This is a genomic window from Agrococcus jejuensis, from assembly GCF_007679035.1.
Classification (GTDB): domain Bacteria; phylum Actinomycetota; class Actinomycetes; order Actinomycetales; family Microbacteriaceae; genus Agrococcus; species Agrococcus jejuensis_A.
Map to the genome: position 1 here is coordinate 441,127 of NZ_VEFR01000002.1, position 26,263 is coordinate 467,389.

Genomic DNA, 26,263 nt, shown 5'->3' on the forward strand with positions numbered 1-26,263 from the left:
CCCAAGAGAATCGTGCATGCGCCACCATCTCGACGAAGGAGCCTCCGTGTCACGGTTGAACGACTTGCTGCGACGTCTCGATCAGACCGATGCGGCACTCGCAAAGGATCTTCGACGCGAGGTCGAGGCGCTCACGGATCGCCGCGCGTTTGGTCTGAACTTCGAGCGCCACGCCCCCGAGGCTGTGGAGCTACCAGGTCGCCCAGTGCGGCGTGGCGACAAAGTGCGCGTGCTGCCGCCGCGCGGGTCGAAGATCGGCTCCGGCGACCAGCGCCTCTGGCGCGTGACTGGATTCACGCGGACCGATGACGATGCACGCTCTGCAACGCTCGAGTTGCTGGGCGACGAGGCGGAGACGAGCGTTGCGCTCGTCGACGACCTCGTGGTCGTCGCGGAGTTCCGCGACCCGATCTACCCCGGCCTCGTGTCGACCGGAAAGGTCGAACGGGGCGGCGACAAGCCGTACCACGCCGTCATCAACGCCGAGAACTACCACGCTCTGCAGACGCTGCTCTTCACGCACCGCGGCAAGGTCGACGCGATCTACATCGACCCGCCGTACAACACGGGCGCGAAGGACTGGAAGTACAACAATGACTACGTCGAGGGCGAGGACCTCTACCGCCACTCGAAGTGGCTCGCCTTCATGGAGCGTCGCCTGAAGCTCGCGAGGGACCTGCTCCATCCGGCGCACGGCGCCCTGCTGGTCACCATTGATGAGAATGAGGTTGCGAGACTCACGTTGCTTCTCGAGCAGACCTTCGACGGATGGCTCATCTCTCCAATTCAAATCCGCCACAACCCGCGGGGAGTGCAGGGTGACGTCATCTCGATGACCCATGAGACTGCGCTGGTCGTGACAAGAGCCGGCCACAAAGTCCGCGATGGGCGTCGACTCTCCACTGACGAGATTGAAGCGGGATCGAGCCCGCTTCGAAACTGGGGTGCGGAATCGCTTCGGACGGACGCAGCGACATGCTTCTATCCCATCTTCGTGCGGGACGGCGAGATCGTCGGCTTTGGTGACTACCTACATCGCGACGACGAAACACACCCGGAAAAGAATGAAACGCTCGCCGATGGAACCATCGCGGTCTGGCCGATCGACAGCAAGGGCGTCGAGCGGAAGTGGCGCTATAGCCGGTCAAGTGTCGAGGCCATCCTGGGCGTGCTGCGGGTCAAGACCGCAACGAAGAACGGCCTAGACGTGGTCGATATCGAAATCGCGAAGACCCATGGTCCAGTAAAGAGCGTCTGGGTCGGGCCGCTCCTGGATGCAAACACCTACGGCTCCCAAGTGCTCGGGGCGTTGCTCCCGGACCGCAAGTTTCCATTCCCGAAATCGCTCTACGCCGTGAAGGATGCGATCGAGATGCTGACGGCCGGAATACCCGATGCCCTCGTACTCGACTTCTTCGCGGGTTCAGGGACGACCGCGCACGCGACGATGCTCTTGAACGCCGAGGATGGCGGACGCCGCCGTTCGATCTCGATCTCGAACAATGAAATTGCCGCAAGCGAGCAGAAGGGCCTCCTGGCGCGCGGCCTTCGACCCGGGCATGACGCCTGGGAAGCGCTGGGGATATGCGAGTACATCACCAAGGCTCGAGTGAAGGCGGCCATTATTGGCAAAGCGACGACCGGCGCGGCGCTAGGCGGTGAGTACCGGACCACCCCAGTGCGAGCAATGGGTGAGGGCTTTGAAGAGAACGCGATCTTCTACTCACTCACCTACGAATCCCCCCTCGCGGTGTCGTCGCATCGGGACTTCGAGCAAATCGCACCACTGCTCTGGTTGCGTGCGGGTGCGGTCGGGCCATGCATCGACAGCCTCCACTCGAGCTGGGAAGTCACCGAACGCTACGGCGTACTCGCCGACCTCAATCAGTCCGAGGCCTTCATCGAGGCGCTTGTAGCATCCGAATCCGCACGCATGGCGTTCGTCGTGACCGATGAAGACCGCCTGTTCGAGTCCGTCGTGCGCGAGCTGCCTGACGGCGTCGAGCCCGTGCGTCTCTACGAGGCCTACCTGCAGAACTTCGAGATCGAGACGAGCCGGAGCGCGCTGTGAAGTTCACGCTGAAGGACTACCAGGAGAACGCAGTCGATGCCGTCCTCCACCAGCTCGATCGCGCCAAGACGCTCTGGGAGCGTGACGGCAAGATGACCTCGCTCGCGCTGACAGCGCCGACCGGCGCCGGCAAGACTGTCATGGCCGCGGCAGCGATCGAAGCGCTCTTCTACGGATCGACGACGTTCGATGTCGAGGCCGACAAGGGTGCCGTCGTGCTCTGGTTCTCCGATGACCCGAATCTCAACGAACAGACACGCATGCGACTGCTCGACGCGTCCGATCGCATCAACCCATCCGACCTCGTCGTCATCGAGCCGCCCTTCGCAAAGCCGAAGCTCGAGCCTGGCCGTGTCTACTTCCTCAACACGCAGAAGCTGTCGAAGTCGTCGAAGCTCACGCGCGGGCATACCGAGGACGATTCGGCGCTCGACTTCGGCTCGGCAGCAACGCCAGACCTGCAAGGATTCACGATCTGGGAGACGATCGCGAACACAATTGCCGACGACGATCTCACGCTCTACCTCGTGCTCGACGAAGCCCATCGCGGCTTCAACACCAATGCGTCGAGGGACAAGACGACGCTCGTGCGCAAGCTGGTGCAGGGCCATGCCGGTTACCCGCCAGTGCCGATCGTCTGGGGCATCTCAGCGACGATCGCGCACTTCAAGGAGGCGATGGCCGCCGCTGACACCGGTGCGAGTGGCCGTAGCGCCCTTCCCGCTGTCACCGTCGATGCCTCGCTTGTGCAGGAGTCCGGCCTCGTCAAGGATGTCGTGAGCCTCAACATCCCCAACGAGACAGGCAACTTCGACACGACGCTCGTGACGCTCGCCGCCCAGCGGCTCGTCGCCACGAGTGCGCGGTGGGCCGAGTACTCGCGCGAGCAGTCTCTCACCGAGCCGGTCGTGCCGCTGCTCGTGCTGCAGGTGCCCAACACTCCCGATCCCGACGAGATCGGGCGAGCGCTCGACGCCATCGCCGCGGAGGTCGACGACCTCCGCGGCGCGCAGGTTGCACACGTGTTCGGCGACCACACGCGGCAGGAGTTCGGCGCCTGGGATGTGCCATGGATCGAGCCGCAGCGAGTGCAGGACACTCCGAGCGTGCGCGTGCTCATCGCAAAGGACGCGATCTCGACCGGTTGGGACTGCCCGCGCGCCGAGGTGATGGTGTCGTTCCGCCCGGCGAAGGACAGCACGCACATCACGCAGCTGCTCGGCCGCATGGTGCGCAGTCCGCTCGCTCGGCGCGTGCCTGGCGACGAGGCGCTCAACTCGGTCGAGTGCATCCTGCCGTTCTTCGACCGCACGACGGCCGGCAAGGTCGTGCGCTTCCTCACGGGCCAGCTCGAGGAGATGCCCGGCAGCGGCGGCTCGAAGAAGATCATCCTCGACGGCAAGTCGCTCGCCCCGAACCCGAACATACCCGCCGCCGTCTGGGATGCCTGGGATGCACTGCCGACGCAGACGCTGCCGAAGCGCGGCGCCCGCCCCGTGCAGCGGCTCGTCGCGCTCGCCCAGGCGCTGGCGTACGACAGCGTCGTACCGGGCGCGCTGAAGTCGGTCGAGACCGAGATGCACGCCGTGCTCGACGGCTTCGCCACTCGCTACGCCGCGAAGCTCGACGAGCAGATCGACGAGGTGCTGCGCGTCGACGTGCAGCAGATCGTCGGCACCTCGGGCTCGACGAAGCTCTCCTATCGCGAGTTCTCGATGCGCGCCGACGACCGCGCCATCCGCTCAGCCTTCGAGGAGGCGAAGAAGGCGTTCGGTGCCGACATCGCGCAGTCCTACGTCAACCACCTCGCCGACCGCGACGGTGCCGACGACGACCTCCGCGACGCGTACGTGAAGGCCTCGGCCCTCGCGACCGTCAAGGAGGTGCGCGCCCGCGTCGACCAGGAGGCGACCGAGCTCGCCACCCGCTGGTTCGCCGCGCACCGAGTGGCGATCAAGAGCCTGCCAGACGTGCGTCAGCAGGACTACGACGAGATCCGCGCCATGACGACCGAGCCGCAGCGCGCGTCGCTCGGGCGACCGCGATCGCGCGTCGAGGACTACAGCGTGGTCGACGAGCACGAGCAGGTGTCGAAGGCACCGGTCGTCGATCGCCACCTCATGTCTGACGAGGACGGCTTCTTCCCGCTGTCCTCACTGAACTCGTGGGAGCAGCAGGTCGTGATCGCCGAGCTCGACCAGCCCGGCGCGCTGGGTTGGTACCGCAACCCGCCGCGGTCGGCGAACGACTCGCTCGGCATCGCGTACCGCGACCCGCAGGGCGGCTGGCGCACGATGTACCCGGACTTCGTCTTCTTCCACGAGGTGCAGGGCGAGGTGAAGGCGTCGATCGTCGACCCGCACGGCACGCACCTCGACGACGCCGTCGTCAAGCTGCAGGCGCTGGCGGAGTTCGCGCAGGAGTTCGGTGCCGAGTTCCATCGCATCGAGTCGGTCGCCGCGGTCGGCAAGCAGCTGCGTGTGCTCGACATGAAGCGCGGATCCGTGCAGCAGAGCGTGCTGCACGAGCCGAAGGCCGCGGTCGACTTCTACACGTCGGACATCGCGGTCGACTACACGGTGTGAGGTGAGCGGGCCGTCCGCTTGGCGGCCCGCAGTCGGTCAGCGCGTCGCGGCCGAGCAGATCGCGCGCACGTCGCAGAGTCGACACTTGCGCCGCTCGGGCTTCGGCTCGAACTCACGTGCGCGGAGGCTCTCGACGGTCGCCACGATCTGCCGCTCGGCCGCCGCGATCGCGGTGGTGTCGACGGCGACGTCGTGCCGCTGCTCTGCGCCGAGATCGTGGATGAACGCTGCGCCGACGTCGAGACCCTCGCGGCGGCCAGCCTCCGTGTAGATCTGCAGTTGCAAGGGGTCGACCTTGCCACCGGTCGAGGTCTTGTAGTCCACGATCGCGAGGCGTCCGACCTGGCCATCGTGATTGTCGTAGATCACGTCTGCGCGGCCGGAGATCACGGCGCCCTCGAGGTACAGCTCGAACGGGCGCTCCGTCGCCCACGTGCGCAGCAGGTCCTGCGGATGCTCCCGGACGTACCGCAGGACCAGCGTGCGGGCCTTCTCGCGCATCTCGCGATGTCCGGCCTTGTTGGCGTACGGGAGGAAGAACTCCGAGTCGAGCAGTTGATCGATCTGTGCAGTCGTCGGAACCTCTCCGGTCGCCTGCGTGCGCTCGGCGAGCACGCGCATCGTGTGGTGCACGGCGTTGCCGTAGCCGAGCTCCGGCTGGATCGTGGGCGTGAACCCGAGCTCGTTGCGCAGGAGGTAGCTGCGGGGACACGACTCGTAGGCGGCGAGCTCGCTGTAGGTGACCGCGAGGTCCTCCGCCTGCAAGCCACCCTTCGACGTCGCCGACGTCGGTTCGCCAGCACCGGTGAAGGATGCAGCGACCTCGTTGAAGAACGGCGAGGCGGCGCGGTTCTTGCCGCTCGGCTGCAGCGAGTAGCTCGACAGGAGGAGGGCATCGCGAGCGCGGGTGACGGCGACGTAGAAGAGTCGTCGCTCGTCGGGGTCGGTCCCCTCGTAGCGACTGACCTCGAATCGTCCCTCGAGCTCGTTCGGCCACTCCTGTCGGCGTCCGCTCATGCTCGACGGGAACCGGGTCGTGACGAGCGACGGCAAGAAGACGACGGGCCACTCCAAGCCCTTGGACCCGTGCACCGTGCCCAGCGCGACACCGTCCGCCGCGGCGCCGTCCTCACCCTCGAAGTCGTCGTAGTGTCCGGTGGCATAGTTCACCAGCAGGATCGCGAGGTTCTTGTAGAACCACACGCCGCCGCTCTGGCCGCCGACCTGCTCGCCGGGCATCGCGGGGTCCTTGCGCGAGCGCCAGCTCACTCCCTCGTAATCGGCGAGCACGGTCGTCCAGCGCGCGATGGTGCCGAGCCGATTCCGCACGAGTGCGTCGCCGAGATCCCACTCCCGCACCCCGAGCAGCGACATGAGCGCGTAGAAGTCGCCGACGAGGCTCTCGTTGAAGGTACTCGCGAGCGCCCGGTCCTTCCACGTCTCGAGGTGCTCTCGAAGCTCACCTGCGGTGGTCGCGTCGAGATCGAACACGGCGGCGTACTCGGCGACGAGCGGAGCGAGCTCGACGCGCTCGCGCGGCGACCCACGGCCGGTCGACCATTCGACGTCGCTGATCCAGGCATACGTCTTGCCGAACACCTGCGGCTCGGGCTGCGCGAAGAGACCAGACCGTCCGCCGGCCTGCACCGGGATGCCGCCCGCCTCGAGGGCGGCGATGAGAGCCGGGTAGGCGGCGCGGCCGCGGACGAGAATGGCGATGTCGCGATAAGGAAGCCCCTGCGAGTGGAACTCGCGGATCTGCTCGGCGATCGACGCAGCGGCCGCGTGCTCGTCGCCGTCGTCGCGCGCGATCGCCACGCTGGGCCCGTCCGCCTCGCGGAACGGCAGCATCTGCTTGTCGATGCGACCTTCGATCGACTGCGCGACGCCGTTGGCCACCTCGACGATGCCCGGCCGCGAGCGCCGGTTGGTGAGCAGACGGAACTGCGTGACGTCGTCGTAGCGGTCGGCGAACGTGACGATGTTCTCGACCGAGGATCCACGCCATTGGTAGATCGCCTGATCGTCGTCGCCGACGACCACGACGTCGGCGCTGCCGTGGGGCTTGGCGAGCAGCTCGACCAGACGCTCCTGCGCCGGGTTCACGTCCTGGTACTCGTCGACGATGAGGTGCAGCAGCGGAGCGGCCACAGCTGCATGGGTCTCAGGATCGGCGAGAGCCTCGACGGCTCGCACGATCTGCGTGCCGAAGGACATGAACTGGTAGCGATCGAGGGACTCGTAGTACCCAGCGACCGCCTGCTTGAATGCCCCGGCGGGCAGCGTCTCGACGTCGATCAACTCGTTCTCGATCACGTCGATGCCGCGCTGGAACACCTCCATGCTCTTGAAGCGCCCTCGCTCGGGCCAGATGCCCGCGATCCCGATGCGGTTGCTCTCGCGGTAGATGAAGTTCGTCAGCTGGTTGGCGTCAAGCGGCGTGTAGGTCTCGTAGCGGGGCACGTACGTCTGGAGCATGCGGAAGCAGTACGCGTGGATCGTGCCGACGAAGAGGCGTCCGAGCTGATCGGTCGCCTCCACGCCCATGCGAGCCGTGACGCGCTCACGGATGCGCTCCTTGAGCTCTGCGGCAGCCTTCTCGGTGAAGGTGAACGCCACGATCGACTCGGGCGGCGCGCCATCTGCGAGCAGTGATGCGACCCGCTGCGAGACGACCTCTGTCTTGCCCGAGCCAGCGGCGGCGATGATCTGCAGGTGGCTGCCTCGGTGCGCGACCGCGTCAGCTGCATCGCCGGAGAGCGCCGGGATGTCGGCGTCGTGCGCCTTCGGACCCCTCGTGACGGGCTCGATGCGCACACCAGGCTCGAGCGGTGCTGGGGCCGGAGTGACTGGCAGCTTCGGCGAGGGGTGCGCGGGGAGCGCGGCGACGAAGGCCCGCGGCACAGCCTGCTTCGCTGGCTCCGGGGTGACCCACGTGAACTTCACCACGAGCTCCGTCCTGACATGTCGTCGCCAGAGTAGCGATCGCCCGCTCGACGCGGAGTGACGACGTCGTGCCGAGGCCTCTCTCGTTCCGAGACTTCGTGTCTCCCGTCGGGCGTAGCATTGATGCACTGCGTCGCCCGCTGTGATCGCGCGCAGCGCGTGTCGAGCCTGAGCGTCGACGCGCGACGTTCGAGAGACAGCGCAGAGGAACCCATGAGCACCGGACCCGAGTTCGCGTATGGACGGTCGATCGGGCACGACGGCCAGGAGTACTACTCGCTCGTCGATGTCGCGAGGGCGCGGTCGTTCATCGCACTCTGGAAGACTGCGACGACGGCTCGCTCGATCGCCGACTGGTACAGCATCGGCCAGACCTTCGAAGCGTTCGACATCGACCCAGAGGCGCCGATGACCATCGCGGCGTTCCATCGCGACATCGGCGACGTCGACGTCGCGTGGATCGACGCCTCGGGCTACTTCGAGGACGGCCTCGTCGAACTCATCGCATCCGACCCGGCAGTCGCAGGCCAGATCGAGTACCGGGACTCTTGGATTGCCATCACAGGTACGAAGGCGGGCTTCGACGCTGCCGCGGCCCTCCTCGATCCCGCTGACGGGGTGCTCATCCACGACGATGCGCTCCTCGCGACGTGCGACGCGATCCTGTACGGCACCGCCGAGGTCGAGCGCGCTCCGCTCGCGGCCGCGACCGATGCGGGCGTGCCCGGCCCGGACGCGGCCTCGATCGGCCAGATCCTCGACACGTTCTTCGATGCCCTCGATGACTTGCTGGCCGAGCACTTCGCGGAGCAGACCGGTGGGCGACCGTGGCCGGTCGCCATCCACGAGGGCATGACGGACGCCGAGGCGGTCGCCTACAAGGGCAATGGCTTGAACGTCCTCCGGCACGCCGTGCAGGTGCACCCGCTGACCGCGTCGCAGACGATGCTCGTCAACGAGATCTCCGCGAGCCTGCAGAGCTTGGCGACCCTCGAGGCGTCGCACCTGACGCTGCTCGCGACCCGCGTCGCTGCGCTCGCCAGCGCCTTCGGCGTCGCCGACGTCGCTCTCCCGAAGTCGTCGGCATGCACTGCAGCACGTGCGAACGTGATCGTTTCCGAGCACGTCACGCTGAGCATGGCCTCGACGGCGAGCCCCATCCGTGGCTTCGTCGAGGTATCCGCGGGGTCGACGGATCTTCGGGGCGCGATGCTCGAGGTGCAGCTTCTCGCCGGCGGTCGGCGCCTGACACGTCCGTATCGCACCGAGCTCGCGCTCTCACCTGGCGAGAGTATTCGGCTCGACACCGACGACCTGCCGATCGATGGCAACGCGATCTGGTCGGTCACGGACGTCGTCGCGGGATCGCTCGAGGCGCGAGTGATCGGTGCCGACGGAACGGAGCGAGCGAGCAACAGCCGCACGATCACGGTGCTGGGACCGCGAACTTGGCACAGGTTCGATTCCTCGTTGCTGCCGTGGGAGGTGCTCGCCGCGCACGTGCAGCCGCACTCTCCCGCCATCCAGTCCCTCCTGCCCGACGTGCAGCGACGCCTGCAGGCGAACACCGGCGACGGGTCGATCGCCGTCTATCAGTCAGACGACCCGGCCAACGCCAGTCGGGTCGACGACATCGTGCGCGCCGCGTTCGAGGTGGTGCGCGCTCGCAATTTTGGCTACTCGGAGCCGCCCGCCAGCTGGTCGGTCCCAGGACAGCTCGTTCGCACGCCTGAAGAGGTGCTCGACGCCCGACTGGCGACATGCATGGACTCGACCATCCTCTTCGCCTCCGTGCTCGAGGCGCTCGACGTCGCGCCGCTGCTCGTGGCGATGCCCGGCCACATCTTCGTTGGCTACTGGCGCAGCGACGCGTTCGCACCGAGTGCCGCGATCTGGCCGTCGAGCCTCTCGGCGCTCGGCACGAGCGAGATCGGTCTGATCGAGTCCACAAAGCTGTCGACGGCAGACGGCGAGCACTCGTTCGCTGCCGCGCAGCGCGCCGGCGAAGGGCACCTAGGCGACGCGGGGACAGCGGCACTGACGGCGATCGTCGATGTCAGGGTGGCGCGGATGCGCGGCGTACGGGCCATGCCCGCGCGGGTCGTCGCACCTGATGGGGCTGTGACCATCGTCGAGTACACCGGTCGCCCCGGTCGCTCCGCGATCGAGTTCGCCAGCGATCGCCGAGCCGTTCGTACGACAGCGCCAGCTCGCGTCGAGCGTTGGAAGTCGTCCCTCCTCGATCTGAGCCTGCGGAACCGCCTCATCAACTACGCACCGCGGTCCCAGACGCCGCTCGTCATCCCCCGAGCTGGCCTCGGGAGGCTCGAGGATGCGCTGAACTCGAGCGCGATCGTGCCCATCACGCATGACTGGGACTTCGACGCGGTCACCGTCGACCGCCTGCAGCGGAGACTCCGCGAGCGCGACATGGAGGGCTACGCGGACACCATCCAGCAGGCAGTCGCGCAGCGCTTCGACGAGCGGATGACCGTCGTCGTCAGCACACCGCGACTGGCGGAGGACGACCGTCGCGATCCGGTGACGATGTACGCGACCAAGATGCGAAAGCTCACGTCCGAGGCTCAGCGACTCGAACGTGAAGCCGGTACGAACAACCTCTACGTCAGCTTCGGCATGCTGCGATGGGACATCGGCGGCAAGCGCCTCGAGTCCCCTCTCGTGCTCGTCCCGGTCCGACTCACCTCGACGCATCGCGGCACGCGCTTCAAGATGCAGATCGACGAGTCCGGCGCCTCGACCCCGAACTTCGCGCTGCTCGAGAAGCTGAAGGTCGAGTTCGACCTCGAACTTCCCGGGCTCGCCGAGCCCACCTATGACGCCGCCGGCATCGACCTCGCCGCGACATTCGCATCCGTCCGCGCGTCCATCGCGAACCGCGGGCTCGACTTCGCCGTCGACGAGGTCGCCGCCATCGGCCTCCTCGCGTTCGGCACCTACCGGCTCTGGAAGGACGTCGCCGATCACTGGGAGCAGTTCTCGCAGACTCCCGTCGTCAAGCACCTGATCGAGACGCCTACCGAAGAATTCCGGGACCCCGTCGCCCTACGATCGGGGACCGACCTGGACGAACTCGGACTGCTGACGCCGATCCCCGCCGACGGGTCGCAACTCGAAGCGGTCGCCGACGCCGTGCACGGCACGACCTTCGTGCTCGAAGGTCCCCCAGGGACAGGGAAGTCCCAGACGATCGTGAACCTCGTCGCGCAGGCGATGACCGTCGGCAAGCGCGTGCTCTTCGTCGCGGAGAAGGCGGATGCGCTCGAGGTCGTCGATCAGCGCCTGCGAGCATCTGGACTCGACGCGCTCACGCTCAACCTCCACCACGACGACGCCAAGCCGAAGCAGGTCAAGCAGTCGTTGCTCGCGGCGCTCGAGCTCGCGCCGGAGTTCGACGCCGACGGTCTCGAGACGCGCACGGAGTCCGCGCGCGCATCGCAGCGCGTGCTGCAGCGCTATGCACGGACGCTCCACGAGCCCAACGCCGCAAGCCACTCGATGTACAGCGCTCACAATCGCGTGCTCGCTGCTCGCGAGCTCGGGACCGAGCCGATGGCGCTGCCTCGTGACATCACGGCGGTGCCAGCCGACCGGCTGCAGTCGGTGCGGGTCACCCTGGGCTCGGTCGGGGAGCGCATGCTCGCAGCTCGGCCCAGCGCGGAGCATCCTTGGTCGTTCCTGACTCGGCCCTCTTCGTCGATCGCCGACGTCGCTGCTGCCGCCATCGCACTCGACGAGGCGCTGAACGCCGCTTCGCGGTCCGCGGCACTCGCCCCGGTGCTGCCTAGCTGCGGCACGCGGGCGCAGCTCGCGATCTGGCGCGATGGAGTTGTCGGGCCTGCATGGAACCCGGACACCCTCGTGCACATCGCCGACCCTCAAGGCATCGCAGCCGTCGACGCGCTGCGCCGCGACATCGCCGCGTGGGCGGACGCGCCGCGCCCGTGGCGTGCGCAGCTGAGCGCCGAGGTCGTCGAGCAGGATCTCCTGACGTGGCAGTCCGCAGCGGCTGCAGCCCGCACGGGCAACATTTTCAGCCGCAAGCGACGTCAGCGCGAGGCGGCTGCTGTGCTGCAACCGTGGCAACTCGAGGCGACCGAACCCGACGCGGCGGGCATGCTCGACATCATCACTGCGCTGGTCGCCGATCGCGGGGTGCTCGAGGACCTTCGGCGACGGATTGCTGCACTTCCGATCGGCATCGAGCCGTCCGCCGTCAACCCGCTCCTGCCTCAGAGCCGCACGCAGCTCGACGAGGCCCTCGAGCGTCTCGGCACGCGACTGCTCATCGTGGAGTCTGCGTCCCGCGACTCGATGGCTGCCGCGGTGCTGGCCTCCGGTCGCGCTGGACGCCTCGCAGACGACGCGTCGCTCGCGAGCGCCGTCGAAGCCGCATGGCACCGTGTCGAGCACGCGACCGGTCGCGCACTCGATCCTCAGCACGAGCCGCTCCGTACCTGGGCATGGCTGCGTCTTCGTTCCGGCAGCCCGATTCGCGATGGCGCGCACGAGTGGGACGACCTGCTCGCCGCACTCGAGCCGCTCCTCGAGCCGCCGTTCGACGGGATCCGGGCGCGGATCCTGGCCGGCGAGCTCGATCCGGACACCCTGACTCTGGAGTTCGACCACGGCGTCGCTGAGGCGTCCGCACATGAGCGGTTCGAGGCGACGAGACTAGGTGCGTTCGACCGCACGACACATCACGCGGCGATCGACCGCTTCGTCGCCAACGCAACTGACATCCGAGGCATGCTCCCCCAGCGCATCCCTGCTGCTGTGGTCGAGCATCGGACCTTCCACGCCGGTGCACAGAGCGGTCGCATCGGCGAGCTGCGTCGCAAGCTGGGCAAGCAGCGCGGTGGCGAGACGATCCGCGAGCTCTTCGCGTCGCACGGTGATCTGATCACGCAGATCACCCCGTGCGTGCTGACGAGCCCCGACGGGGCTGCGCGATTCCTGCCCGCGAACGCCGATCTCTTCGACATCGTTGTGTTCGACGAGGCGTCGCAGATCAAGGTGGCGAACGCCATCGGTGCCCTCGGACGGGCGAAGGTCGCCGTGGTGGTGGGCGACAGCAAGCAGATGCCGCCGACGTCGATGTTCGACTCTGCGGTAGCGGAGGACGAGGCGGATTCGTCGGTGGTGGCAGACGAGGAGTCGATCCTTCGCGAGTGCGTGCAGGCGAACATCCCGCGGCGTTGGCTGACCTGGCACTACCGCAGCAAGGATGAGACGCTCATCGCGTTCTCGAACGAGAAGTACTACGAGTCGAAGCTCGCGTCGTTCCCGTCTCCCATCGGCGCTGAGGGTAGCGGCCTGAGTCTCCGTCGAGTCGACGGCACGTTCGACCGTTCGACGACGGGAACGGCCTCCCGAACGAACTCGGTCGAGGCTGCAGCGATCGTGGCCGAGATCGAAGCCCGCTACTCGGCCTCGCCCGACGAGGTTCCCTCGATCGGCGTCATCACACTCAACATCCAGCAACGCGAGCTCATCAGAGAGCGACTGCTCGCCGCGTCCGACGCCCGCATCGCGGCGACGTTGGAGGATCCCGACGATCAGGACCTCTGGGTGCTGAACCTCGAGAGCGTCCAGGGCAAGGAAGCTGATCTCGTGCTGTTCTCGATTGCGTTCTCACGAGACGCGAAGGGGAAGGTGCCACTCACGTTCGGCCCGATGAACCTCCCGGGAGCGGAACGCCGGCTGAACGTGGCCGTGACCAGAGCGCGGACGGAGTCGATCGTGTTCTGCTCGTTCGAACCGGCCGAGCTGCAGGCTCGTCAGCCGACGAGTCTCGCTCTGCAGCACCTCGCCGACTTCCTCGTGCGGGCCCAAGGCGGTGCGAGCGCGGCGCTGGCGAGCACACTGCGCAAGTCGACCATCGACCGTCATCGCGACGATGTCGCACAGGCGCTTCGCGACCGCGGGATGCACGCGTCGATCGACGTCGGCTTGTCGGACTTCCGCGTCGACGTGGCGATCGCCGACCCCGATGACTCGACTCGCCAACTCGTAGCAGTGCTCCTCGATGGGCCGGGCTGGCACCAGCGCAAGACCGTCAACGATCGCGATGGCCTGCCGATCTCGGTGCTACGCGGGGCAATGGGTTGGCCGGCCGTCGAGCGGGTCTGGCTCGCTGACTGGCTACGCGATCGCGATGCCGTGCTCGATCGTCTCGTCTCGACGACGAAGGACGCAGCTGCAGGAAAGGCCGCTACTCGACCGCTCGCCGCGTCTGGACCCGTCCATCGGCGCGACATCGCCATTGACCCGACCGAGAGCCCGACCGGCTCGGTGGAGGCTTATCGCGACGGAGCGCACGACGAGCCCGAGCCGCGACTTCGCGCCGGTGCGACGTCGGCCGGCAGCGTTCGAGCGAGAACAGCAGCTGAAGCGATGCTCGCTCGGCATGCGTCTGAGTTCGCTCCCTGGAATGCTGAAGCCGCGCGCCCACCGCGCTACTCGGTCGACGACCTCCCGAACGTGCGACCACACCAAGAGGTGAGCGAGTACATCGAGCAGATCGTCTCAGCAGAAGGACCCGTGTCCTACACCCGCGTCGCGCGTCTCGTCGGCGATGTCTACGGCCTGGGCCGTGTCACGGCCGGCAGGCAGGAACGCATCCTGCGCTGCGTGCCTTCACTGCTGCGTCGCTCCGGGGACACGGACTTCGCATGGCCTCGTGGAGCTGATCCCGGTGACTACACCGCCTTCCGCACCCCTGCAGATGGCGAGAGCCGCTCGGTACAGGAGATCGCCCCGGAAGAGATCGCGAACGCCATGGCTGTCGTCGCGAGCCGAAGCGGTGGCGCGACAGGCGAGGAGCTCGTAGCCGAGACGCTCGGTGTCTTCGGCGGGCGTCGGCTCACGACGCAGGCGAGGGCCGCGCTGGAACGAGGGCTCGATCGTGGCCTCTCGACCGGCAGGCTCCGTCGCGACGGAGAGCTCGTGCACGCAACCTGGCACGGCGGCGCCGACGATCGAGCACGTCGATGACGTTCACCCCCTTCGATGTCATCGGAGCGATCGTTCAGACCGCGACGCTCATCGCCGTCGGGGTCGCGGCCTGGCAGCTGCTGTTCCATAGTCGGCAGATGCATCGCGACTTCGAAGCGCTGTACGTGCAGCGCTACTGGACGTTGATGGACCAGCGGTCAGACGCGTTCGCCCTCGACGGCGTGCCGACCGACCGGGACCGGGTGATCGCGCGCGGCTACCTTCAGCTCTGCGAAGACGAGATCGACTGCCGACGAATAGGGCGTGTGACGGACAGCACCTGGGAGTACTGGCGCGGTGCCATCATCGACCAGACCTCGACGCCCGCGTATCTGGCAGAGCTCGACAGCGTGACTGAGACGCGCTACCCCCTGCTTCGCCTCGCACTTCAGCAGCGCGAGGACTTCGATCCCCTGACCTCTCGCACTCTGGCTTCGAATTGGCTCTGGAGAAAGCTCCACGGGCTGTGACCGAGGACGCGTCGCGTTGCACCATCGAGATGACGCATCAAGCGACATTACGTCCCAGCCGTTCTACGATGACTGCAACGAATCGCGAGGAGCAGCCATGAGCGGTTACACCGTCATCGACGTCGAGACCACAGGATTCTCTCCCGCGCACGGCGACCGCATCGTCGAGATCGCGTTCGTGCTCGTCTCCGAGCGTGGCGACGTCGAGGAGCAGTGGTCGACGCTCCTCGACCCGCAGCGCGACGTTGGCCCGACTCGCATCCACGGCATCTCCGCGAGCGACGTCCGCGGCGCACCACGGTTCGAGGAGATTGCCCCGTATGTGCTGCGAGCGATCGCCGGCCGCACGATCGTGGCGCACAACGCGTCGTTCGACCTTCGCTTCCTCGCCGCCGAGCTGCAGCGCGCAGGCGTGCCGCTCGAGGTCGTGCCGCTGCATGGACTCTGCACGATGCGGTGGTCGCCGACCTTCCTGAGCGCGTCGAGCCGCAAGCTCGTCGACTGCTGCGACGCGGCCGGAATCCCGCTGCGATCCGCGCACTCGGCAGCGGCCGACGCCGCTGCGACCGCAGCGTTGCTGCGCCACTACCTCGACGCAGCGCGCATGACTCCCCCGTGGACCGAGGAGCTCACTGCCACGCGCGGCTACCGCTGGCCGGCGTACAGCGGCGCATATCCCGAGCTGCGACTCGTGCGTCGCACCGATATCGCAGCACGCCGTGAGGACGAGTGGCTCGACGCGATCGTCTCGCACATGCCTCGCGCAGCCGATGCTCGGGTCGACAGCTATCTGGCCTCGCTCGAGCTCGCCTTGCTCGATGGCGTGCTCGCCGAGCACGAGAAGGAGGGGCTCGTCGAGGTCGCGCTCGAGCTCGGACTGACGCGCGGGCAGGTGCTCGATCTGCACGGCGACTACCTTCGCGCGATGGCGGAGGTAGCGCTGGCCGACCACGTGGTGACCAGCGAGGAACGAGCCGACCTCCTGCGCATCGCGAGCGCGCTCGGACTCCGCCCCTCCGACGTGGATGCCGCGCTGGCGGACGCCGCTGACCGACGCGCCGACGACGACACTGCGATGGCGCTGCTCGGTCGGGGCGGGATCCGTCTCTCCCGCGGCGACCGCGTGGTGTTCACAGGGGCGATGGTGCGCGAGCGTGGCGACTGGGAGGCCGACGCGCGGGCGCTGGGACTCGTTCCTGGTGGGATCACGAAGACGACCGCGATCGTGGTCGCAGCCGATCCGAACTCGATGAGCGGCAAGGCGGCGAAGGCGCGAGCGTTCGGGGTGCCCATCGTGACGGAGCAGGCGTTCGAGCGGCTGCTCGCGGAGATGGCAGCGTGACCGAGCTTCGGCCTGGTCGCGCTCGGCGAGATAGGGATGAGCACTACGTCATCGACCTCTGCGACGAGATCCTCGGTCACCAGGCATCCCGGCAGCACACCTTCGACTGGCTCCGTGGAGACCCTGGTCGGGCGGGCAGTCGCCGGCGCCTGCCCGTCGACGCCTTCTGGGAGGACCTCGCACTCGTCGTCGAGTTCCACGAGGTGCAGCACCGCGCAAGCGTGCCCTTCTTCGACAAGCCCGACGTCATGACCATCAGCGGCGTCTCACGTGGTGAGCAGCGTCGCATCTACGACGAGCGGCGGCGAGTCGAGGTTCCGGCTCACGGGGTCGCGCTCGTCGAGATCGGCAGCGACCAGCTGGCGACGAGGGGCACCCGACTCACCCGCGAAGTCACCGCGGACCGCGCGGTGCTCGCAACCATGCTCGCGCCCTGGTGCGCGAGTCGCTGACCCACGGCCCGCCGCGTCACCGCCAGACGACCGGGCTCGTCGCATCCCGGTCGGAGGCGATTCGCGACGAAGTATCCTGGCGGCCAGGCTTCACCGACGAGGAGACGCACGCCGATGAGCACGCTCGACCGACTCACCGCCGCCCAGGGATCCGCCAAACGCGACGTCGCCGCCATGACCACCGCGATCGCCGACCGCGACGCCGACGCACCCGTGCGCGCCGTCTTCCGCGAGGACCGCTACGGGCTCTTCGAGTACGCGGGCACGGTCGCGACCGTGTCCGACGGGTCGCGCCTGCTCGCCGCCCGCGCGTTCGACTCGGGCACCGGCAAGCCGACGACGCCGCTGCGCGCGTTCGAGGCGCTGACCGAGCTCGGCGACCTCGACGGCGACGTCGTCGCGGCGACCGACCTCGCGCACGGCGACCTCGCATCGGCCCGCCTCGAGCACCCGCTCTATGGGCAGTTCGACGTCACCGGCGTCGCCCTGCAGACGCCCGACGGCAGCCGCACGCTCATCGGCGAGTGGATCGTCGCCGACGCCGGAGCCGCCGCCCCGACGGTCGTCGAGGTGCATCGCATCGCGAGCGCCGGCGACCACGACATCGCCGTGCCGGCCCAGCTCGCGCACGTCGAGACCGACGTGCTCTGACTCGTCTCCCGCTGCGGCTCTGTGGCTCGCCCGCGTCGTCGCACGAGCGCGTCCACCTGCTCGAGTTCTCCACAGGCCGCCGCCGTCCCCGGTGGACGTCGTCCTATCCTGCGTAGAGACTCACCGACAGGGGACGCCGATGAGCACCACCCGGAGCACCACCGCCAGACCGACGCGCGCTGATCACCATCGCGAGGCCTGGAAGGCGGGTGACGATGCGCTCGCTGCGTGAGGCGAAGGGGCTCGACATCCCGCTGTCGACCGGCCCGATCCGCGTCAACAGCGACGAGCACTACGTGCTCAGCCTCTGCGAGCAGATCGTCGGCCGTCGCGCGCTGCGCGAGTTCGCATTCGACTGGCTGCGAGCGGATCCGGATGCCCGCGGCACCCGCCGCAAGCTGCCGGTCGACGCGTACTGGCCCGAGTTCGCGGCCGCCGCGCAGTACTACGCGGGCCCGATCATCCCCGACCTCGCGACCGCATCCGAGCGCACCCTGCAGCGCATCGCCTACGACCAGCGCCGCCGCACCGAGCTCGCCCGCTACCGCATCGAGCTCGTCGAGATCTCGAGCGAGCAACTCGCCCACCGCGGCACGAAGCTGCTGCGCGACGCCGAGCATGACATCTCGGTGCTGCGGCCCCTGGTCGAGGCCGCGTTGCCGTAGCGACGACCGCGGCAGGATCTCGCCGGCACCCGGCCGGAATCCATGACGTCACAGGTCCGCGCCGGGTGCGAGGATCGCTGCATGCTGGGCGTGACGGACCTCGGCGGCTACCTCGCCGGGTTGGCCGTCATCATCCTCATGCCCGGCCCGAACTCGATGTACGTGCTGTCGGTCGCGGCCCGCCGCGGCATCCGCGCCGGGTATGTCGCCGCATCGGGCGTCTTCCTTGGAGATGCGGTGCTCATCGTGCTCACGGCGCTGGGCGTCGCGTCGGTGCTGGCCGCGAACCCGATGCTGTTCACGATCGTGCAGTGGGGCGGCGCCGCGTACCTGGCGTTCCTCGCGATCACGTCGCTGCGTGCCGCGTGGAAGCAGTGGCGGCAGCGCCGACTGATGCGCGCGCCCGAGGACACCTCCTCCATCGACCTCGTCCGCCTCGAGGCCGCTGGCATCGAGGCGGGAGAGCTCGACGTGAGCCGCGAGGCCCTCGCGACGGCACCGGTGAAGGTCGAGCGACCGTTCCGCCGTGCGTTCATCGTGAGCATCCTCAACCCCAAGGCGATCCTGTTCATGTTCGCCTTCTTCGTGCAGTTCGTCGACCCAACGTACGAGGCGCCCGCGCTCACGTTCCTGCTGCTCGGCGGCCTGCTCGAGATCGCGAGCGCGCTCTACCTGACGACGCTCATCCTCGTCGGCGCGCGCCTGGCGGCTGCGGTGCGCAAGCGCCCACTCATCGCCGCCGGCGGCAACGCGGCGATCGGCACGGTGTTCCTCGGGTTCGCGGCGAAGCTCGTGACGAGCCCGCTGCATTGACGGCGGCCTCACCCGCTGTCAGGCGCCGGCCGTACGGTCGACCCATGCGGCAGGAGATCCACATCCCCCACGAGGTCGCGGCCGCGCTGCGCTACTACGTGTACGCGCTGCGCGACCCTCGCGACGGGGCGGTGTTCTACGTCGGCAAGGGCATCGGCGCGCGGATCAACGCGCACCATCGCGAGGCGGACAAGGATCCGGCGTCAGAGCGCGCGAAGCTGCGGCGCATCACCGAGGTCGAGGCGGCCGGCCGCGAGGTGGAGCTGCTATTCCTGCGCACCGGGATCGAGGATGAGGCCACCGCGTTCGCTGTCGAGCAGGCCGTTATCGACGCCTACGCCGCAACGGGCGACGAACTCACGAACCTCGTGCGCGGTCATGACTCTGGCACGCACGGGCTCGCATCGCTCGCCGCCGTCGTCGCGCGTCATCGTGCGCTGCCGTGCCCGCCCATCCCAGAGCCGGTCATCATGGTGAAGATCCAGAAGGGCTGGCGCCCCGACTGGAACGACGCGCAGATCTACGAGCAGACTCGCGGCCACTGGAAGGTCGCCGGGTGGGTGCGCGCACGAACCCGCTACTGCCTTGGCGTCGCCTACGGGGTGGTGCGCGGCGCCTACCGCGTCGACGATTGGTTCGAGTCGCAGGAGCCGTGGGATCAGGGCAAGGACCGATGGGGATTCCACGGCGCACCGGCGGAGGAACTCGCGCACGTCGTCGGGACCGAAGTGCGCGACGTCTTTCCCAACCGGCTCATGTATCGCCGATTCGTCGACGGCTACCCCGGCGCCATCGCAGCCGACTGACTCGTCTCGTCAGCGCGCGTAGGCCGTCGCCCGCTCCACCCACGCCTCGAGGTGCGCGGCCGTCGCGACTTCGCCGGGGCCGGCCCATCCATGCAGCTCGCGGCGCCACGCGTCCGAGATGTTCGACGCACCCGCCGCCGCACCCGCGAGCGCTCCGGCGATGGCCGCGACCGTGTCGGTGTCGTTGCCGCAGCGCACGGCGAGCACGAGCCGCCGCTCGAGCGACTCGGCGTGCCGTATCGCCGACCACGCCGCCTGCAGCGCATGCACGACCCAGCCGTTCTGCGGGAAGTCCCACGGCATCAACCGCTCGGCCTCGTCGAGGCGCGCGAGCCACGTCTCGCGCCGCTCGAACGGCACGTGGCGAATGCCGCGGTGCACGTCGATCTCGCCGGCGCGGATCGCGTGACGGATCGCGAGCGACCAGAGCACGCTCGCGTCGCCCGTCTCGGGGTCGAAGTGGGTGAGGTCGCTGATCGCGCGAGCTGCGGTGGCGAGCTGGTCGTCCCGGTCGTCGCCGAGGTACGCGAGCGCGACGGGACCGGTGCGCATGAGGCTGCCGTTGCCGCCGCTGCGTCCGGTGCGGTCGTGGATGGCGCGAGCGGCCGCTCGGGCGGACGCCGCCGTCGGCGCCTCGACCGAGCCCAGCACGGCGCGGATCTGGTTGCCGACGTCCTTCGCGCCCGCAGCCCATCCGGCCCACGTCGCAACGAGGAGATCGAGCGTCGACTCGTCGGTGAGCTCGCGCCCGTCTGCGAGTGCGCGCAGGATCGGCACGGCCATCGAGGTGTCGTCGGTCCACTCCCCGAGCTCCCAGTCGAACGCGCCGCCCGCGCGCATCACGACGGCGTTATCGCTCGGCAGCGGCGGCTGGAACTCGTACGGCGCTCCGAGCGCGTCGCCCGTCGCGGAGCCGAGGATGGCGCCCAGGGCGCGGTCGAGGGTCGCGTCGGCAGTCATGACCACATCATCCACGGGGCGATCCGGAGGCAGCACCGAGCCGAGGGGTCGGCGGCCACGAGGGCGCAGGCGGCGCGACGATGTAGCCCTGCTCGACGTCGCCGTACACGGTGAGCGCGGGCGACCGTCGCGCCCACAGCCACGCCAGATGCGCGCACAAGATGCCGTCGATCTCGTCTTCGACCCTCCCCAGCGCAGCCGCGCCCGTGGCGACGTCGACGACACGACGGATGACGGCCCAGTCCTCGGAGTCGCGGAGCCGGAGGCTGTCGATGCCCTCCATCGCGTGCAGCAGGCGGCGCGTCTCGCTCAGCTGCAGCTCGAAGCCCTGCTTCTTGCGCTTGTACTTGAGCGTGCGACCGAGCCGGAACAGCCCGACCATGGCCGGATGCGGATACACCTCGATGGCGACGCGCTCGCGGGGTGGCCTCGCTGGGTCGATCTCCAGGTCGAGCCGCTGAGCCAGCGTCGCCGCTCGCGGAGGGTCGAACCACGACCTAGACAGATTCGACGGATGCGTGCCCGCATCGAACCGCCCGAACGCCGCGTTCACCAGGCGCTCGCACGCACGGTTGCCCTCGGCGTTGGTGACGATGAGCGGTGCATCGATCGCCACGACGCCGATGCGCGGTGCCTGGCGCTCGACCCAGGCGACGATCTCGTCGTCGGATCTGACGGTCGCGGACGCGATGAGCGCCCCGTCCGCGTCGACGGCCGCGATGCCGGTGCGATTGCGCGTGGCCCACGCGAGGTCGAGCCCGATGTGCACCGCCGAGTCCATCCTGCCTCCCTGCGCGACTCTACGTGAGGGGTCCGAGGTCTGGTCCGTGCCTGCGCGCGCCTCACCTGTGGACAACTCCGGTCGAGTCGCCGAGGCTGCCCTTATGGTCGCGGGCATGATTCGACGTCGGTGGATGCGCTGGGGTGCGGTGGGCGCCGTGGCGTCGGTGGCGTTGACGGGGTGTGTTGCGGACGACGAGCCGAGCGTCAGCCCTACCCCTGACCCAAGCCCTTCCCTCTCCAGTGCGGAGCTCGGAGAGCTGGCGACCGCGTCGTACCAAGCTTTCCTGGACACGGAGAGCGCGATGTATGCGGAGTACGACTACGACTACACCCGTCTGACTCCGTACGTATCAAGTGACGTCGCCACTCAGGCTGTTGCAGATATGCGGGACACCCACGAAATGGGCGTGAACTTTCGCGGACTATCCGTGATTGTCGAAACCGCTTTCGCTGACGATTCGGCGACCGAGGTCGACGTCTGCGTCGACTCGCGGGGAGTCGAGGCATTCGACGTCGAGTCGGGCGCCATCTGGGAGGCAACCTCCTCCCAGATCACGCCCTGGCGTCTTTCCACGCAAGTGAACGCCCGCGGCGAGGTCATCGTGACCGCTCAAGAATCCCTCGAAGCAGAGAGCTCGTCAGTGTGCGCGGACTTCTCCTGATTACGGCGGCCGGACTCACATTCTTCCCGTCGCTGGTGACGGCCGCTGAAGAGGCCGCGATCTGCTCGGAACAGATGGTCCGTGCTGGCATCTGTCCCCAGGTTGGCGTGGTGATTGGAGGGTCCGAGACGACTCCCGGTCAGGGCGGACCGGGCGACGCGGCCATCACCCCCATCGACGAAGAAGCCGCCGACCGCGCCTGGCGCTCCTACCTGCAGATGCTCTACGACCGCTGCGTGGCCATGGCCGAGGATCAGACGCAGTGCGTGCCGCCGCCTGGCGATCCGGTCGAGCCCGCCGCCGACGACGCGATCCGGCCCATCACCATCGCCGACCTCGCCTCGTTCACGCCCGCCGTCGGCGAGCTCGTCGTGCAGCCGGAGAACTGGGGCGTGCTCAACATCCCGACGAACTTCGTCGCCACCGCGACCGACCATGTGCAGCAGGGGACGCTGCTCGGACAGCCGATCGAGGTGCGGTGGCGTCCCGTGGCGTTCACGTTCGACTACGGCGACGGCGCCGTCATGAGCACGAGCGATGCCGGCGCGATGTGGCAGTCGGGCGATGACGACTGGACGGCCACCTCGACCAGCCACGAGTACGGCGCGCGCGGCGGTTACACGGCGACCGTGACGATCACGTTCGAGGCCGACATCGCGACGGGGACGGGGTGGGCGACCGTTCCTGGGACGCTCGACCTTGCGGCGCCGGCCGAGCCGGTGCAGGTGTTCGAGGTGCAGACGGTGCTGACGCGCGGGGACTGCATCGAGTATCCGAACGATCCGGGGTGCTCGCCGTAGGGCGCGGATGCCATGGCGGAAGGATTGGGAGGAGCGGGTCGGCTCCTTTCGAGGCTCGCTTCGCTCGCACCTCAAGGAGCGGTTGAGAGAGCGGGCATCAACTGGGAAGCGTGAGGCGGCCGCGCACGACGAGACGCGCCAGACGCGGTTGCACAGGCGCCTCAGCGCGACGACGGCTCACACCTCGGGGCACATCCTCAGCAAACGTGCCGGGGCGAAACCTACGATCCGGGCATGGTGTCGCAGGCGTTCGGGTTCCTCGACGAACCGTTCACGAGCGCGTTCGAGCCGCCGGCGCCCGTCAACGTGTTCAGCGTCGCCGGGTTCCCGCGCCGCGAGACCGTCGCATCCAACGTGCTCGCCTTCCTGCTCGATCCGAACGAGCGGCACGGGTTCGGCACCACGTTCGTCGACGCCCTGCTGACGCTGCTCGGCGACGCGGACGATGCCAGCGGGCGCCCCTTCGCAGCAGACGCCTGCAAGGGATCGAGCGAGTGGTCCGTCGCCACGGAGGCCCGCACCGACGACCGCACCCGCATCGACATCCTGCTCGAGAACGACGCCCTCGACGTGGCGATCGTCATCGAGAACACGGCCGACGCCACCATCGCGAACCCGTTCGGCACGTACGTGGCGCATGCGGCGCGCAGCCACGGCACCGTCGTCGCCGCCGTGCTCGCCCCGACGCGACGCGACCTCGCGAGCGCCGCAGCACCCGGCATCCGATCGCTGCGCTACGACGACCTCTTCGACGCCGCCGACGCCGCCCTCTACGACGTCGGCCCGATGGCCGATCCGCGCAGCCTCGAGCTGTACGCACAGTTCCGCGAGACCACGAGCGAGAGGATCGCGACGATGACGATCGAGCAGGAGCAGCACCGCCTCGACGAGCTCTGGACGGCGATCGAGTATCGGCAGGATCAGGTGCTCGACTTCTTCACCGCCCTCGAGTCGGTGAACGCCGTGCTCGTCGCGCGCGGGACGCGGCTGCAGCAGTCGATCGGCGATCGGCTGAACGCGGCGGGGATCGAGCACTCGTCGTGGGTCGTCAGCGCCGGCGATCACGCGTGGGGACGCAGCCGCGGCGAGCGCGCGCTCGCCTACGTCGGCTTCACGCCGCGCACCGGCGGCTCGATCGAGCTGCTCGTCGGCTGGCTGCCGCGCACCGGCACGTTCGGCTACGCGGTGAAGGCGTACCAGAGCCGCAACCGTCCGACGCGTCCGTGGGACCACATCCCGCTCGGCCTTCCCCTCGCCGCCGACGAGGATGCGGTCGCCGACCGGTTCGCGCAGCTGGCGCTGCGATGGACGGCGGGCGAACGGCCCGACTGAGGCTCAATCGGCCGATAGGCACGCATCCACCGATCCCACAACTTGCGCGCGAACGGCCACGCCATCGGACCACTTATGGCAGGGTGGTCGGCTATGGCCGAAGCACCAACAGCACGCTCCGTCGAACCCGACGAGACCGGGACCAAGCTCAAGAAGGGCATCACCACCCTTCTCCTCTTCTTCTTCATCGTCGGCGACACCCTGGGTGCCGGCATCTACACCCTCATGGGATCGCTCGCGCAAGACGTCGGCGGCGCCCTGTGGGTGCCCCTCATCCTCGCCCTCGTGCTCGCGCTGCTCACCGCAGGCACGTACGCCGAGCTCATCACGAAGTACCCGGCTGCCGGCGGCGCAGCGCGCTTCGCCGAGCGGGCGTTCAAGAAGCCCTTCGTGACGTTCGCGATCGGCTTCCTCATGCTGTCCTCGGGCATCACGACGTCGGCCGCCCTCGCCAACGCGTTCGCGGGCGACTACCTGCAGGCGATCGTGCCGAACATCCCCGCAGTACCCGTCACGCTCGTGTTCATCGCGCTGCTGATCGTCATCAACATCCGTGGCGTGCGCGAGTCGCTCATCGCCAACGTGGGCGCGACCCTCGTCGAGATGACCGGCCTCATCATCATCATCGTCATCGCCGCGCTCGTGATCTTCGGCGGCGGCGGCGACCTGTCGCGCCCCGTCACCTTCGCCGACGGCATCTCGCCCTTCACCGGCGCGTTCGCCGCCACCATCACGGCGTTCTTCTCGTTCCTCGGCTTCGAGGCCGCGGCGAACATGGCCGAGGAGGTCAAGAACCCCTCGCGCTCGTATCCGCGCGCGCTGTTCGGCGCCATCCTCACCGCCGCCGTCGTCTACCTCGCCCTCGCGATCGGCGCATCGATCGTCGTGCCGACAGACGTGCTCGCCAGCTCCGAGGGCCCGCTGCTCGAGGTCATCACCGCATCCGGCTTCTCCTTCCCGACGTGGCTGTTCGGCATCATCGCCCTCGTCGCGATCGGCAACGGCGCGCTGCTGTTCATGGTGATGGCGTCGCGTGCGACGTACGGCCTCGCCGAGGCGAAGCTGCTGCCGAAGGTCTTCGGCTCGGTGCTGCCCGGCCGCAAGACGCCGTGGGTCGCGATCCTCGTCGTGGGCATCGTGACGATGGCGATGTCCTTCGTCGGCGACGTCGGCACCCTCGCCGACACCACCGTGCTGCTGCTCGTGCTCGTCTTCATCTCCGCGAACATCTCGGTGCTCGTGCTGAAGAAGGACGAGGTGCAGCACAAGCACTTCTCGGTGCCGCGCATCGTCCCTGTGCTGGCGCTCATCGCGTCGGTCGCGCTGCTCACGCAGCAGTCGGCCACGACGTGGCTCATCTCGCTCGGCTACGTCGTGGTCGGCACGATCCTGTTCCTCATCGCCCGCGCCGCGCGCAAGCGCGAGTACGCACGCGGCACGGCCGACCCGACGCGGTCGATCCCGCTCGAGTAGCGAGTCGACCGATGCCGATCGGATGCGGGGCGAGCCTTCGGGCTCGCCCCGCTTCCGCGTTCGGGCGAGCGGCGTGGATGCGGGCACGAGGTGACGCTGAGCGCTCCCTCGTGTGCGATGTGCGCGTCGACGCGCGCTGAGCGTCACGTCGTGCCGCTCGAGGTGATGCTGCGCGGGCTCTCGTCTGCGAAATGCGGACGACTGCGCGCTGGGCATCACTCCGTGCGCTGGTCGGCCTCCCCGGCACGCTCTTTCGAGGCTCGCGTCGCTCGCACCTCGAGGAGCGACCCTGAGGAACCCACGGCAACACGCCCTGCCGAGACGCTCCGGACGCGAGCACCAAGGACGGATGGGCACACGGCCCGCGCCGGAGCGACGCCGGGGGATCCGCAGTTGACGCGCGTTAGTGGATCGCGTACCGTGCTCAGCAACACC

At 68.4% G+C, this 26,263-nt stretch carries 17 protein-coding genes; 14 read left to right on the forward strand and 3 right to left on the reverse strand.

From position 1 onward, the window contains the following. The first annotated feature begins 16 nt into the window (after positions 1–16). Positions 17–2,071, forward strand: coding sequence for a site-specific DNA-methyltransferase (locus FS793_RS08915; RefSeq protein WP_260980094.1), 2,055 nt, complete (start codon positions 17–19; stop codon positions 2,069–2,071). After that, positions 2,068–4,656: a DEAD/DEAH box helicase gene (locus FS793_RS08920; protein ID WP_144720142.1), complete on the forward strand. Its 2,589-nt coding sequence runs from the start codon at positions 2,068–2,070 to the stop codon at positions 4,654–4,656. Before FS793_RS08915 ends, FS793_RS08920 begins: the two co-directional genes overlap by 4 nt. A gap of 36 nt (positions 4,657–4,692) precedes the next feature. On the opposite strand, the gene FS793_RS16585 is transcribed toward FS793_RS08920, so the two are convergent. Then, positions 4,693–8,031, reverse strand: a complete 3,339-nt coding sequence (locus FS793_RS16585; RefSeq protein ID WP_144720433.1) for an ATP-dependent helicase — start codon at positions 8,029–8,031, stop codon at positions 4,693–4,695. Here FS793_RS16585 and FS793_RS08930 point away from each other — a divergent pair. The 8 genes from FS793_RS08930 to FS793_RS08965 all read left to right on the forward strand — a co-directional run bounded on the left by FS793_RS08930 (position 8,011) and on the right by FS793_RS08965 (position 19,818). Then, entirely contained in the window at positions 8,011–14,619 is a 6,609-nt protein-coding gene (locus tag FS793_RS08930) for a DUF3320 domain-containing protein (protein ID WP_186329414.1), read from the forward strand. The genes FS793_RS16585 and FS793_RS08930 overlap by 21 nt on opposite strands. Further along, positions 14,616–15,089 carry a hypothetical protein gene (locus tag FS793_RS08935; RefSeq protein WP_144720144.1) on the forward strand — a complete coding sequence of 158 codons (474 nt, stop codon included), beginning with the start codon at positions 14,616–14,618 and terminating at the stop codon, positions 15,087–15,089. The genes FS793_RS08930 and FS793_RS08935 overlap by 4 nt, the downstream gene beginning before the upstream one ends. 97 nt (positions 15,090–15,186) lie before the next feature. Further along, positions 15,187–16,431: an exonuclease domain-containing protein gene (locus FS793_RS08940; protein ID WP_144720145.1), complete on the forward strand. Its 1,245-nt coding sequence runs from the start codon at positions 15,187–15,189 to the stop codon at positions 16,429–16,431. Then, positions 16,428–16,883, forward strand: coding sequence for a hypothetical protein (locus FS793_RS08945; RefSeq protein ID WP_144720146.1), 456 nt, complete (start codon positions 16,428–16,430; stop codon positions 16,881–16,883). The genes FS793_RS08940 and FS793_RS08945 overlap by 4 nt, the downstream gene beginning before the upstream one ends. Before the next feature lie 114 nt (positions 16,884–16,997). Beyond that, on the forward strand, positions 16,998–17,534 hold the full coding sequence (locus tag FS793_RS08950) for a hypothetical protein (RefSeq protein WP_144720147.1): 537 nt from the start codon (positions 16,998–17,000) through the stop codon (positions 17,532–17,534). Between the two features lie 215 nt (positions 17,535–17,749). Continuing rightward, positions 17,750–18,199 (forward strand): hypothetical protein, encoded by a 450-nt coding sequence (locus FS793_RS08955; protein ID WP_144720148.1) that lies wholly within the window; start codon positions 17,750–17,752, stop codon positions 18,197–18,199. An 81-nt stretch (positions 18,200–18,280) separates the two neighbouring features. Further along, positions 18,281–19,012 (forward strand): leucine efflux protein LeuE, encoded by a 732-nt coding sequence (gene leuE, locus FS793_RS08960; protein WP_144720149.1) that lies wholly within the window; start codon positions 18,281–18,283, stop codon positions 19,010–19,012. Positions 19,013–19,056: 44 nt separating this feature from the next. After that, entirely contained in the window at positions 19,057–19,818 is a 762-nt protein-coding gene (locus FS793_RS08965) for an LEM-3-like GIY-YIG domain-containing protein (RefSeq protein ID WP_144720150.1), read from the forward strand. Positions 19,819–19,827: 9 nt separating this feature from the next. Here the strand turns inward: FS793_RS08965 and FS793_RS08970 are convergent, their stop codons facing one another. Continuing rightward, positions 19,828–20,778, reverse strand: a complete 951-nt coding sequence (locus FS793_RS08970; protein WP_144720151.1) for an ADP-ribosylglycohydrolase family protein — start codon at positions 20,776–20,778, stop codon at positions 19,828–19,830. A gap of 7 nt (positions 20,779–20,785) precedes the next feature. Continuing rightward, positions 20,786–21,853, reverse strand: a complete 1,068-nt coding sequence (locus FS793_RS08975; RefSeq protein WP_144720152.1) for a DUF429 domain-containing protein — start codon at positions 21,851–21,853, stop codon at positions 20,786–20,788. Between the two features lie 10 nt (positions 21,854–21,863). Between FS793_RS08975 and FS793_RS08980 the strand changes: the two genes are divergently transcribed. The 4 genes from FS793_RS08980 (at position 21,864) to FS793_RS08995 (ending at position 25,828) form a co-directional block, all read left to right on the forward strand. Further along, entirely contained in the window at positions 21,864–22,223 is a 360-nt protein-coding gene (locus FS793_RS08980; protein WP_144720153.1) for a hypothetical protein, read from the forward strand. Continuing rightward, a complete protein-coding gene (locus FS793_RS08985; RefSeq protein ID WP_144720154.1) occupies positions 22,205–23,023 on the forward strand; it encodes a hypothetical protein in 819 nt (272 codons plus the stop codon). Before FS793_RS08980 ends, FS793_RS08985 begins: the two co-directional genes overlap by 19 nt. Before the next feature lie 234 nt (positions 23,024–23,257). After that, complete coding sequence (locus tag FS793_RS08990) at positions 23,258–24,355, forward strand: PD-(D/E)XK nuclease family protein (RefSeq protein WP_144720155.1); 1,098 nt, start codon at positions 23,258–23,260, stop codon at positions 24,353–24,355. Between the two features lie 93 nt (positions 24,356–24,448). Then, positions 24,449–25,828, forward strand: coding sequence for an APC family permease (locus tag FS793_RS08995; RefSeq protein WP_144720156.1), 1,380 nt, complete (start codon positions 24,449–24,451; stop codon positions 25,826–25,828). Positions 25,829–26,263: the final 435 nt, after the last annotated feature.